Source organism: Actinomycetota bacterium, assembly GCA_014360645.1.
GTDB lineage: Bacteria > Actinomycetota > Geothermincolia > Geothermincolales > RBG-13-55-18 > Solincola_B.
On sequence record JACIXD010000011.1, the window covers coordinates 64,560 to 76,974 of the forward strand.

Annotated in this window: 12 protein-coding genes; 5 read left to right on the forward strand and 7 right to left on the reverse strand. The window is 65.7% G+C overall.

The window, feature by feature from the left end:
• Positions 1-55: 55 nt before the first annotated feature.
• From H5T74_10645 to H5T74_10655, 3 genes are all read right to left on the reverse strand, one after another.
• Positions 56-1,276, reverse strand: a complete 1,221-nt coding sequence (locus H5T74_10645; GenBank protein ID MBC7230832.1) for a cofactor-independent phosphoglycerate mutase — start codon at positions 1,274-1,276, stop codon at positions 56-58.
• 27 nt (positions 1,277-1,303) lie between these two features.
• Entirely contained in the window at positions 1,304-2,413 is a 1,110-nt protein-coding gene (locus H5T74_10650) for a threonine synthase (protein MBC7230833.1), read from the reverse strand.
• A 100-nt stretch (positions 2,414-2,513) separates the two neighbouring features.
• Positions 2,514-3,830 carry a homoserine dehydrogenase gene (locus tag H5T74_10655; GenBank protein ID MBC7230834.1) on the reverse strand — a complete coding sequence of 439 codons (1,317 nt, stop codon included), beginning with the start codon at positions 3,828-3,830 and terminating at the stop codon, positions 2,514-2,516.
• 687 nt (positions 3,831-4,517) lie between these two features.
• Between H5T74_10655 and H5T74_10660 the strand changes: the two genes are divergently transcribed.
• Positions 4,518-5,813 (forward strand): orotidine 5'-phosphate decarboxylase, encoded by a 1,296-nt coding sequence (locus H5T74_10660; protein ID MBC7230835.1) that lies wholly within the window; start codon positions 4,518-4,520, stop codon positions 5,811-5,813.
• A 1-nt stretch (position 5,814) separates the two neighbouring features.
• On the opposite strand, the gene H5T74_10665 is transcribed toward H5T74_10660, so the two are convergent.
• The 3 genes from H5T74_10665 to H5T74_10675 all read right to left on the reverse strand — a co-directional run bounded on the left by H5T74_10665 (position 5,815) and on the right by H5T74_10675 (position 8,420).
• Entirely contained in the window at positions 5,815-6,369 is a 555-nt protein-coding gene (locus H5T74_10665) for a hypothetical protein (protein MBC7230836.1), read from the reverse strand.
• A gap of 361 nt (positions 6,370-6,730) precedes the next feature.
• Entirely contained in the window at positions 6,731-7,978 is a 1,248-nt protein-coding gene (gene lysA / locus H5T74_10670; GenBank protein MBC7230837.1) for a diaminopimelate decarboxylase, read from the reverse strand.
• A 22-nt stretch (positions 7,979-8,000) separates the two neighbouring features.
• Positions 8,001-8,420 (reverse strand): YjbQ family protein, encoded by a 420-nt coding sequence (locus H5T74_10675; protein ID MBC7230838.1) that lies wholly within the window; start codon positions 8,418-8,420, stop codon positions 8,001-8,003.
• A gap of 319 nt (positions 8,421-8,739) precedes the next feature.
• Here H5T74_10675 and H5T74_10680 point away from each other — a divergent pair, with 319 nt between their 5' ends.
• The 4 genes from H5T74_10680 (at position 8,740) to H5T74_10695 (ending at position 11,962) form a co-directional block, all read left to right on the forward strand.
• Positions 8,740-9,429 (forward strand): MBL fold metallo-hydrolase, encoded by a 690-nt coding sequence (locus tag H5T74_10680; protein MBC7230839.1) that lies wholly within the window; start codon positions 8,740-8,742, stop codon positions 9,427-9,429.
• 266 nt (positions 9,430-9,695) lie between these two features.
• Complete coding sequence (locus H5T74_10685; GenBank protein MBC7230840.1) at positions 9,696-10,325, forward strand: PadR family transcriptional regulator; 630 nt, start codon at positions 9,696-9,698, stop codon at positions 10,323-10,325.
• 69 nt (positions 10,326-10,394) lie between these two features.
• Positions 10,395-11,561, forward strand: coding sequence for an inositol-3-phosphate synthase (locus tag H5T74_10690; GenBank protein ID MBC7230841.1), 1,167 nt, complete (start codon positions 10,395-10,397; stop codon positions 11,559-11,561).
• Positions 11,562-11,662: 101 nt separating this feature from the next.
• Positions 11,663-11,962, forward strand: coding sequence for a hypothetical protein (locus H5T74_10695; protein ID MBC7230842.1), 300 nt, complete (start codon positions 11,663-11,665; stop codon positions 11,960-11,962).
• A gap of 13 nt (positions 11,963-11,975) precedes the next feature.
• Here H5T74_10695 and H5T74_10700 read toward each other — a convergent pair whose 3' ends face one another.
• On the reverse strand, positions 11,976-12,410 hold the full coding sequence (locus tag H5T74_10700; protein ID MBC7230843.1) for a PaaI family thioesterase: 435 nt from the start codon (positions 12,408-12,410) through the stop codon (positions 11,976-11,978).
• Between the last annotated feature and the right edge of the window lie 5 nt (positions 12,411-12,415).

Genomic DNA, 12,415 nt, shown 5'->3' on the forward strand with positions numbered 1-12,415 from the left:
GGAAGGATCTCGTGATCCGCTCTCCGATCCTGATCCGTTCTATGATCTCAATATATCACACGGGGGCGGAGGCCCGTATCCCGCCCGCCTTCTCCAGGAACAGCTCCATTAATTTCCATCCCTCGTAACCGCTGTAGGTCCCCTGCGTCACCGCCCTCTCGCTGAAGGCCCGGCAGCGGTCCGGAGCCGCCGTGGAGCAGTAGATGGCGAAGGGGACGGGGTCCGGCACATGGGTCCTCACCTCCAGGGGGGTGGGATGGTCGGGCGCCAGCAGGAAGGCGAAGTCCTCCCCTGAGCGCACCGTCTCGTCGAGTAGCGGCCCCAGGATGAGCTCGTCTATGCGCTCGAGGGCGTTTACCTTTTCCTGCCAGTTGCCCTCGTGGCCCGCCTCATCCGGCGCCTCCACATGTATGTACACCAGATCCAAGCGCCGCAGGCACTCCTTGGCATATGCCGCCTTGGCGGAGTAATCGGTATCGTAGTATCCGGTGGCGCCGGGCACCTCCACCACCTCCAACCCCGCCAGCTTCCCCAGGCCTTTCAACAGGTCGACGGCGGTGATGATGGCCCCCCGCAGCCCGAACCTCCCGGTGAAGGAGGGGAGCTCCGGGGTGCGTCCCTGCCCCCAGGGCCAGATGAGGTTGGCGGGCGGGAGGCCATCGGCGACCCGGCGCCTGTTCACGGGGTGCTCTGAGAGCAGGCGCCGCGAGAGGCGCATGAGGCCGTTGAGGCGGGCTGCCCCCGGCCCCACGGGCAGGATATCCTCCGTCTCCCTCCCCACCACGTCGTGGGGCGGGAAACAGCGGTCTTCGAGATGCCTGAGGCCCTTGAGCACCAGCAGGTGGCGGTAACCGACGCCGGGGTGAAAGGAGGTGAACTCGTCGTCCAGACGATCGCGCAGGGCGAGGATGAGCTCTGCGGCCTCCCGGGTGGTGATATGGCCGGCGCTGTAGTCCACCAGCCTGCCTCCCTTCTCGGTGACCAGGTTGCAGCGGAAAGCCACCTGCTCGGGTCCCAGCTCGATCCCCATGCTGGCGGCTTCCAGGGGTCCCCGGCCGCTGTAGTAACGGCGCGGGTCATATCCCAGGAGGGAATAGTTGGCCACGTCGCTTCCCGCCGTCATGCCCTCGGGCACGGTGACCGCCGTGCCGCATATCCCCTCCCTGGCCAGGAAATCCATGTTGGGGGTGCGCGCCGCCTCCAGCGGGGTCATCCCCCCGTGTTCATCCCGCGGCCTGTCCGCCGCTCCGTCAGGCACCAGGACCACGTACTTCAATTCCGACGCCCCCTTTTCGCCATCCCCTTACAGCCCCAGTATCTCCAGTATCTCCTCTTTGCGCGGCGGAACCGCCCGCGGCTCCTGGACGCATTCCACCGCCAGCCCGGGGTCCTTGAGCCCGTGCCCGGTGAGCACGCACACCACCGTGGACCCCTGCGGGACCTCTCCCCGCGCGCACGCCTTGTAGAGCCCGGCCACCGCCGCCGCCGAGGCCGGCTCCACGAAGACCCCCTCGCGGTCCGCCAGCAGGCGGTAGGCATCCAGGATCTCCTCGTCGGAGACCATGTCGATGCGCCCTCCCGAATCCCGGGCCGCCGCCACCGCCTTCTCCCAGCTCGCCGGGTTGCCTATCCTGATCGCCGTGGCGATGGTGCTCGGTTCCTCCACCACCTCTCCCCGTACGATGGGAGCGGCGCCCTCCGCCTGCCACCCCATCATGCGCGGGAGGGCGGAGATGCGTCCCGCCTCGAGATAATCCCGGTACCCCTTCCAGTAGGCGGTGATGTTTCCCGCGTTGCCTACTGGTATAAAATGGTAATCGGGCGGGCGTCCCAGCGCGTCGCATATCTCGAAGGCCCCCGTCTTCTGCCCCTCGATACGGTGGGGGTTGAGGGAGTTCACCAGGACCACCGGGTATTCTTCGCTTATCTCCCGCACCAGCTTGAGGGCCTGGTCGAAGTTGCCCTCCACCGCGATCACCACCGCGCCGTGTATGAGGGCCTGGGCGAGCTTCCCCAGGGCGATGGCGCCCCCGGGGATGAGCACCGCGCATCCCAGCCCCGCGCGCGCGGCGTAGGCCGCCGCCGAGGCGCTGGTGTTCCCGGTGGAGGCGCAGATGACCGTCCTGGCCCCCTCCTCCAGGGCCTTGCTCACCGCCACGGTCATGCCGCGGTCCTTGAAGGAGCCCGTGGGGTTGAGGCCCTCGCACTTGAGGAACACCTCCAGCCCCAGCTGCCTGCTTATGTACCCCGCCTCCACCAGGGGGGTGTTGCCCTCGCGCAGGGTCACCACCGGCGTTCCCTCGGTCACCGGGAGGAATTCCCGGTAGGCGTCGATTATGCCTTTCCACTCGGAAGCCAAGTCTTTCCTCCTCCTCGCCGGCCGCGCCGCGTGCTCGCACGGCCCCCCGAACATCTGGCGGGTCGCGGGATGCCCGCGGGTCCGCCCGTACGTCGGGCCCACGCCCGGGCATCTAGCGGGCAGGCTCCGCCGCCCGCCATCCCGACGCGGGCCCTCAGCCCCCTTCGCCCTCCTCCGGCTCGCGGTCCTCCACCCGGATGACGCTGGCGATGCGGTTGACCGCCCTCAGCTCCTCCAGACCCTTCAGGGTGGCTCGGATGCTCCTCTCCTTCACCGCATGGGTCACGAGCACGATGCGCGCCTCCCTCCCCATGCCGTGCTGGATCACCGACTTTATGCTCACCCCGTTGTCGCCGAACACCCCCGCGATCCTCGCCAGCACGCCCGGCCGGTCAGGGGCGTCGAAGATCATGAAATAGCGGCAGACCACCTCGGCCATGTCCTTGAGGGGTTTGCGGTAGAAGCAGGTGCATCCCACCATGCGCCCCCCCGTGAGCATGTTGCGGGAGATGGTGATGATGTCTCCCACCACCGCGCTCGCCGCCGGCAGAGATCCCGCTCCCTTACCGTAGAACATCAGCTCGCCCGATGCGTTCCCGGACACGAAGATGGCGTTGTTCTCGTCCCTCACCGCCGCCAGGGGATGGTCTTTGGGGATCATGGTGGGATGGACGCGCACGCTGATGCCGTCGGGCTCGTCCTTGGCCACCGCCAGGAGCTTGATGACGTATCCCAGATCGCGCCCGAACCTCATGTCGTCGGGTGTGATGGCCGAGATGCCCTCGGTATAGACATCGCCGAGGGTCACGCGGGAGTTGAAGGCCATGGAGGCGAGTATGGCCAGTTTGGCCGCCGCGTCCCTGCCCTCCACGTCGGCGCTCGGGTCGGCCTCCGCGTATCCCCGTTCCTGGGCCTTGCGCAATGCCTCCGAGAAGGACAGCCCCTCCTCGCTCATGCGCGTGAGCACGTAGTTGGTGGTGCCGTTGACGATCCCCAGGATGCTGTCCACGTTGTTTCCCGCCAGGCTGTACTTGAGGGGCAGGAGGATGGGGATGGCCCCTCCCACGCTCGCCTCGTAGGCCACGTCCACCCCCGCCTCCTCGGCGGCGGAGAGGATCTCCTCCCCGTGCGTGCTCATGAGCTCCTTGTTGGCGGAGACCACGTGCTTGCCGCATGCGATGGCCTCCAGGATGAAGGTGCGCGCGGGCTCCACCCCTCCAATGACCTCCGCCACTATATCGACCTCGGGATCGCGTATGACCTCAAGGGCGTCCGTGGTCAACTCGCCCTCGGGGACCTCCACGTAACGGGGATCCGAGAGGTCCCTCACCGCCACGCGCTTCACCGCGATCTCGCAACCGGTACGCCGGGATATCACTTCCCCGTTTTCCATGAGGATACGGTAGACCCCTGAACCCACGGTGCCGCACCCGATCTGGCCAACCCTGATGATCTTCTTGCCGTTCTTCATCTCTTCCTCCGCCTCCGGGCGGCCCGCCTCGGCGCCGCCCGCTCCCCTTGAGAACGCGCCCCGGGGTGGATGCATAACCGATCCCCCTACGGCGCTCCCGCCGCGAAACCGGTCACGACTATTCTAACAGCAGGGAAATGACGTGTCCCGCTCTCCCTTGCCCAGATCGAAGATCTGGGAGATCATCTTTCTTTTTTTTCGGTTCTACTCCCAGAAGTGTGGGCAGCGATAAAGCAACGACATAAGCCCTTTACCCATAACAGCATCTAAAAGGGAGGTGTACGTTACGGGTTCATTTGTGGCCTGCCGGTTACCCGCATTTGTTGGAGATGAGCGTTATTTTCGAACCTGGCTGTGTTGTCAGGATGACAGGGTGGTCTCTCGATCTTTTTCTACCCGGAAAGCGTCGCCGAGACGATACGGCATCCGCGCCGAACACCCCTGCCGGCGTCATCGTCGCCCGCGGGCGGCCCGAGGCATGAACGCCCCTTTTTCCGGGGCCGACGCCGCACGTGCGCCGGCATCTTCTGTCTTGCGGCGCGAGGGACGGAGAGAAATGGACGAAGGAAAGTAGCGTGAGACGCCGCATGTGCGCCTGCGTCTTCTGTCTTGCGGCGTCCCGGTTATGCCAGCGATAAATGTCCCATGTCCGGGGCTGACCCCATACATGATATAATCGAGGGCGCCATGAAACTTAAGCATCCCGTGTTGCAGGTAGCCCTGGACTTCGTGGACCTCGAGCGCGCCCTCAAGGTGGCCGAGGAGGCTGTGGAGGGGGGCGCGGACTGGATCGAGGCCGGCACCCCGCTCATCAAGAGCGAGGGGCTGAACGCAGTGCGCGAGCTGCGCCGCCGCTTTCCCAACCGCGTGATCGTCGCGGACATGAAGACCATGGACGCGGGGAGAGCGGAGGTGGAGGCCGCGGCCAAGGCCGGGGCCAACATCATCGACGTCCTGGGAGCGGCCTCCGACGCCACGGTCAAGGAGTGCGTGGAGGCGGCCAACAATTACGGCGCCGAGATCATCGTGGACCTCATCGAGGTGGGCGACCCGGTGGAGAGGGCACGCGCCGCCGAGGCCTCCGGGGCCCATTACATCGCCGTACACACCGCCATAGATGTGCAGATGAGGGGCGGCGACCCCTTCGAGAGGCTCAAGGTGGTGGCGAACTCCGTGGGTATTCCCGTGGCCGTGGCCGGGGGGGTAAACTCGGAGACCGCGGCCACCGCGGTGCGTTGCGGCGCGGACATCGTCATCGTGGGCGGGGCCATCATCAAGAGCAAGGACGCCCGACGCGCCGCGGAGGAGATCAAGCAGGCCATGCTGAGCGGTGAGGCGGTGCGTACCGACCTCTACAAGCGCGTGGACCTGGCCAACGTGCGGGAGATCCTGCAGCGCGTCTCCACTCCCAACATCTCCGACGCCATGCACCGTTCCGGGGAACTGGAGGGCATCATGCCCATAAGCCCCGGTCTCAAGATGGTGGGGCCCGCCCTCACCGTACGTTCCTATCCCGGGGACTGGGCGAAGCCGGTGGAGGCCATAGACCTGGCGGAAGAGGGGGACGTCATCGTCATCGACGCCGGCGGCCTCGGCCCCGCCCTGTGGGGTGAACTGGCCACCCATAGCTGCCTGCAGAAAAAGGTTGCCGGGGTGGTCGTCGACGGCGCCATCCGGGATACGGTGGAGATCCGAGCCCTGGGGTTTCCGGCTTTCTCCCGCCTCATCACTCCCACCGCTGGCGAGCCCAAGGGTTTCGGGGAGATCAACGTGCCGGTGAAGGTGGGAGGAAGGCGTGTTTTCCCCGGCGACTGGTTAGTGGGAGACGACGACGGGGTCATCGTGATCCCTCGCGACAAGGTGGTGGAGATAACCAACCGCGCCATGGACGTGCTGGAGAAGGAGAACCGCCTCCGGGCGGAGATCGAGGCGGGGTCCACCCTCTCCCAGGTGGCCTACCTCGAGAAGTGGGAGAAGAAGTAGCTCACTCCCTGCGTCTTCTCCACTTGCTCAGCCACTGCCTCTTGGCCTGATCCGCATGCGAGACCTCGCCTTCCGCCTCCGGCGCTCTCTCGCCTTCCCCGTGCGGAGACGTCTCCCGCCCGCCTTTATCCTCCTGGGGCTCCTCCGCGGTGAGCATGGCGGCGCCCCGGTAATTGGGCACCTCCCAGACCAGGGCGGTGAAGGGGCTTTCCGCCCCCTTGCGCTCAGCGATGGCGGAGAGGAACAGCGCGGCCCTGTCGGGGTCGGCCGCGCGCCGCAGGATGAGGGTGATGTCCCGCTCTCCCATCACCGCCGCCGCCGAGGGGCCGCATAACACCACCATGTCACCGGGCTCGAGGGGCGCCTCCTGCACCTCGACCCGCTCGCCTCCCGGCGTGCCCAGCAGCGCCCCACCCGCCCCCGGAGCCAGAACCGCCCGTCCCTGCTCCGCGTGGAAGAGGAAGAGGGCTCCTCCGCCACTGCGGGCGGCATAGAGCCGGGAGGGGTCGGCTGCCACCAGCAGGAGATCGAGTCCCGCTCCCCCCGGTTCCCCCATGAGGTGGCGGTGGATATGGCGGCAGATGCTCTGGAGAACCAGGCGTTGATCCGAGACCCTGAGCTCCCCGCCCTTGAGGCGGAAGAAATCTGAAGCCAGGGAAAGGGCGTAGCTCCGCGCCTCCCTCCCGGCGTCGTCCCTCCCCTCGGAGCAGACCCCCGCCGCGAAGACCAGGGCCTCGGGCGGCTCTCCGGAGTCGATGTCCAGGAAGAAGAACGGCGCGCGGGGCGGGTCTCTATGCTCTCCGCTGTGCGCGACGCCAATGCTGGAAGCCCGATTCGCGATGGCAGCTCACCTCCATATGCCCCGTGTCACGCCTCCCCTCCCGGCGCGCGGCTCCCGAAGCGGGAGCCCGCGGCCTTCAGCCCATGACGCGCTCGCCGCGCACCAGGTCCTCGTAGCTCTCTCTCTCCCTCACCACCGCGTAGCGCTCGCCGTCCACCATCACCTCCGCGGCGCGCCGGCGCGAGTTGTAGTTGGAGGACATGGCGAAGGAGTAGGCGCCCGCGCTCATCACCGCCAGGAGCTCGCCCGGCTCGAGGGCGGGGACCTCCCTGTCTCGGGCCAGGAAATCCCCCGACTCGCAGACCGGCCCCACCACGTCCACCTTCTCCAGAGGCCGCTCGCGTTCCTCCACGGGCACTATCTCGTGAAAAGCGCCGTAGAGGCTGGGTCGGATGAGGTCGTTCATGGCCGCGTCGACCACCAGGAAGCGTTTTTCTCCCGTGCGCTTGCGGTAGAGGACCCGCGACAGCAGCACCCCGGCATTGCCCACGATCATGCGTCCGATCTCCATGATCACCGTGCATCCCGAGCGGCGCAGCACGGGCTCGAGGGCGAGGGCGTAGTCGCGCGGGTAGGGCACCTCCTCGCCGCGGTAGGGGATGCCGAACCCCCCGCCGATGTTTATGTACCGGATATCGAGGCCCGTTGACTGTAGGCGCTCCACCAGCTCTTCCACCCGCGTGAGGCTCTCCCTGAAGGGCTCTACCTGCGTGATCTGCGAGCCTATGTGCTGGTGCACGCCCACCACCTCCAGGTTGGCGAGGGACGCCGCCCTGCCGTAGGCCTCCACGGCATCCTCTATGCCGATGCCGAATTTGGCCTCCCTGAGCCCGGTGGCGATGTAGGGATGGGTCTCGGGATCCACGTCGGGGTTGACGCGCAGGGCCACCGAGGCCTTCCTGCCCAGTTCCCCCGCCACCCTGTTCAGGGCCTCCAGCTCCAGTTCCGATTCCACGTTGAACATCAGTATCCCGGAGCGCAGGGCGTACTCCATCTCCTCGCGCGTCTTGCCGATCCCCGCGTACACCACCCGTTCCGGCCTCATGCCCGCCTTGAGGGCGCGATAGAGCTCTCCTCCGGATACGATGTCCGCCCCCGCGCCTTCCTCCGCCAGGGTGGCCAGCACCGCCAGGTTGGAGTTGGCCTTCACGGAATAACAGATGAGGTGGGGAAGGGAGGAGAAGGCCTCGTCGAGGCGTCGGTAATGGTCCCTTAGGGTATTGCGGCTGTATACATACAACGGCGTGCCGACCTCCTCGGCGATGCGCCGCAGCGGCACCCCCTCGCAGTAGAGCTCCCCGTCCCTAAACCTGAAATCGTGCATTTCCTTCCCCCGAAGTGGGACCTCATTCCCCCACGAAGGTTATCACCAGGGAGCGCTCCCTGGGGACCTCGTCGAAATCTATGAACACCACCTGCTGCCAGGTGCCCAGCACGGGCACCCCCTCCTCGAAGGGCACGGTGAGGGAGGGCCCGAGCAGCCCCGCCCTCACGTGGGAATGGCCGTTGGAATCCACCCCCCTGCGGTTGTGATGGTAATCGCGGTCCGGGGGAGCGAGGAAATCGAACAGCTCCTGAAAATCCCGGCATACGCCGGGTTCATGTTCGAGGGTGGTGACCGCCCCCGTCGCTCCCGGCACGAAGATGTTCATGATGCCGCTGCGCAGACCGGTGGCGCGGAGCATCTTCCCGATCTCCTCCGTGATCTCGACGATATGAGCGTTGCCCTCCGTCTCGAACTCCAGCCTTCTGTGGACTACCGCCATGTTCCCTTCCTTTCCGCGTCCTCGCAGATACTATAGTAGCAGCAGCGGCGGCACCGCTCATATATCCATCTTACTCCAGCCCAGGCCCCATGCCCATGCCGTCGCCGCCGTGCCCCGCGCCCCGTCTCCGCGCCGGCTCTCGGGAGGGATGCCGCCCGTTGGCGCATGAGGGGCATCCGGCGCCCTTCGCATACCGGAGACGTCGCGGGCGGGGTCGCCCTTTTTCCGACTCGACCCGCCGCCGCGCGCCGTCATGTCCCCCGCTCCGGCCGTGAGCTATAATCTTGGCTGGAGGTCTGGGCGGTCTTCACGAGAGGTGATGGGTATGGAGCCTTTCAAGATATGCGAGGGTGTCTACCAGGTGGGGGGGCCGGAGCTCACCTCCCCCGATGACTGCTGCATCTATTTAGTGGACCTGGGATACCCCGTGCTCATCGACTCGGGGGCGGGCCGGTCCGTGCGCCGTTTGGCCGCCAACCTCGAGGCGCTGGGGTATGGCCCGGGAGACCTGAAACTGGTCGTCCTCACCCACTGCCATATCGACCACGTGGGGGGAGCCTCTTTTTTCTCCCAACGTCACGGCGTGCCCCTGGCCATCCACGAGCTGGACGCGCCGGCGGTGGAGGAGGGCGATGACCGCCGCACCGCCGCCAGTTGGTACGGGATCGACCTCGCGCCCCTCGCGGTGAAGCACAAGCTCTCGGGGGATGAAGGCGTCATCGCGGGAGGAGCCTCCGACCTGCGCTGGATCCACACCCCCGGACATACTCCGGGCTCCATCTCCCTCCTGGTGAACAACGGCCTCTACCGGGTGCTCTTCGGGCAGGACATCCACGGGCCCTTTTATGCTTCCTTCGGCTCCGACCTGGATGCCTGGGAGAGGTCCATGCGCAAGCTCCTGGCCCTGGAGGCGGACATCCTCTGCGAGGGACACTTCGGGATCTACCGCTCCGCCTCCGAGGTGCGTGACTATATCGAGGGGTATCTGCGCGATCACGGACGGCTCTGAGCGGCGGGAGCCGTGCCCCGGAGCCTTTCCCGCGCCCTCGAACATGTCCGCCTCCCTCTCGCCGCCTCGAGCCCAGGTCTGCATGGTCAGGCGGCAGAAAGAGACGTTTTGCGGATCATGCGGGTCCCGATACCCTACATGTTGGGGCTTGTGGCGGGAGGGACCATCCCTTAATATATCGAATAGATATATCGTAAAGATATATCGGATTGATATTTGTTTTCCGCCCCGCGCACGATTTTAGGGGCGGAAGAGGAGGTTGTAAAGTGCTGGAGCTGGCCATACTCGGAGCGCTGAAAGAAAAGCCCATGCACGGCTACGAGCTCAAGAAGAGGCTCTCCTATCTCCTCGGACACCTCTGGAAGATAAGCTACGGCTCGCTATACCCCGCCCTGAAGAGGCTGGAGGCCAAAAACGCGGTGGAGAAGGCGTACACGGTGAAGGAGAAGACCCGCAACCGCTACGTCTACCGCATCACGCCCGAGGGCGAGGAGACCTTCCAGAGGCTTCTCGTGGACACCCGCAAGAAGTCCGAGATAACCGACGGCGACAAGTTCAGCCTCCGCCTCGCCTTTTTCCAGTACATGGAACCCGAGCTGAGGCTGTGGCTGCTGGAGAGGCGGAGGAACTATCTGGAGGAGAGGCTGAAGGAGATGAGCGGCGCCGGCAAGGCGCGCGAGAGGGAGCCCGACAGCTACCGGCAGGGGCTTTACCGCCACCGCCAGGAGCAGCTGGAGAGCGATATCGTCTGGCTGGAGGAGCTCATCGCGCAGGAGAGGCTGCACATCCAGGAGATGAAGAAGGAGCGCGAGGCGACCCTGAAGGAAGAGAAGGGGGGTGGGAAGATCGTCATCGAGGAGGGCCCGCTGGAGAAAGCTACGCCTATACAGGCTTGATATTCACGACAGTACCGGCGATCACCGCTTTTGCGGGATGGATATAGGGGTTTTACGGGAGGTCCGCAGATGAAGAAGATACGGGTGGCCATAGTGGGCGTGGGCAACTGCGCCTCATCTCTGGTACAGGGTATCGAATATTACCGGGAGGCGCGGGAAGGCGACCTGATACCCGGCCTCATGCACGTCAAGGTGGGCGACTACCATATCCGCGACATCGAGGTGGTGTGCGGCTTCGACGTGGACGCGGACAAAGTCGGCAAGGATGTCTCAGAGGCCATCGTCAGCGGCAGGAACAACACCATAAAGATATGCGACGTGCCCCGTCTCGGCGCTCCCGTCTACCGGGGGCACACCCTGGACGGATTCGGCAGGTATTACCGCATGGTGGTGGAGGAGGATCCGAGCGAGCCGGTGAACGTGGCCGAGACTCTGGCCAGGCACGAAGTGGACGTGCTGGTGAACTACCTCCCGGTGGGAAGCGAGAAGGCCACCCACTTCTACGTGGAGGAAGCCCTCAAGGCGGGATGCGGGATCGTCAACTGCATCCCCGTATTCGTGGCCCGGGAGGAGATCTGGCAGGGCAAGTTCCGCAGGTACGGCCTGCCCATCGTGGGCGACGACATCAAGTCCCAGGTGGGGGCGACCATCGTGCACCGCGTGCTGGCGAAGCTCTTCAACGACCGCGGGGTCATCCTGGACCGCACCGCGCAGCTGAACATCGGCGGCAACATGGATTTCATGAACATGCTGGAGAGGGAGCGGCTGGAATCGAAGAAGATCTCCAAGACCGACGCCGTGGTCTCCCAGCTCAACCACAACATCGACAGGGAGAACGTGCATATCGGCCCCAGCGATTACGTGGCCTGGCTGGACGACCGCAAGTGGGCCTATATCCGCCTCGAGGGAAGGGAATTCGGGGACGTGCCCATGTCCCTCGAGTTCAAACTGGAGGTCTGGGACTCCCCCAACTCCGCCGGTATCGTCATCGACGCCATCCGTTGCTGCCGCCTGGCCATGGACCGCGGCATGAGCGGTGCCCTCATCGGCCCATCCGCCTACTTCATGAAATCCCCTCCCGTGCAGTACTCGGACGAGGAGGCGCGGCGCATGGTGGAGGACTTCATCGCCGGGAACCCCGCCGGGATGCTCACCACCGCGGATTTCGGGAACGGCAAGGATCTGGAGGTATCCGAGGAGCTTGCCCAGTCCCCTCCCGGCTCGCAGCGCGACTGACCGTCCGCGGCCGCGCCATCTCCGGGGGCTTGATTCGGGACGCGGTTGTGATATATTAATCTGCCGTACGGTATGCTTCGATCTGTTCAGGAGAACGGGAATTGCCGGAATCGACGCACATCCCCTCAGTGGTGAGCGAGCTGACGGAGATGCCCCTCACGGTCAAGTGCTACTCGGGCTTCAAGCTCAACGAGAGGCCCCTCAGCTTCTTCCTCCACGACCGTGAGTTCATGGTCATGGACATCGAGGGGAGCTGGTTCGAGGAGGAAGAGGCGGGCCGAGCGAGGTATGCCTGCTTCCGCGTAAGGGCCGACGACGGGGACCTCTACCTCCTCAGCTACGACGAGGGAGCCGATACCTGGTCGCTCCGTCGGGTCTGGAGGCTCGGCGCCGGGGTTTGAGGGTCTCAGTCCCTCAACCCGCGCCGGAGCGCGCGCGGATGAGGAAGGTGGCCATGGCCCTGGCCAGCATACGCCCCTCGCCATCGCTGACCGTGCACTCACCCACCGCCACCGACCTGCCCCGCTGGATGATCCTGCCCTCCGCCGCCAGTTCCCCGCCGCGCGAGGGGGCAAGATAGTTTATCTTCATCTCCACCGTGGCGATGTTTTCCCTGTCGTGGTCCACCAGGGTGGCCAGGGCGGCGGCGACGGCCGCGTCGGCGATGGAGGCGAACACCCCGCCGTGGACCACCCCGCCCGCGTTGAAGAACCTCTCGTCCACCCGCAGCGTGAACAGCGCCCTGCCCTCCTCCAACTCCCGCAGTTCCATGCCCAGAAGGCCGTAGAAGGTGCCGGGATCGGAGCGCGAGCGCCGGATCTCGCGGTACCTGGCTGCGATGTCCTCCATGATCA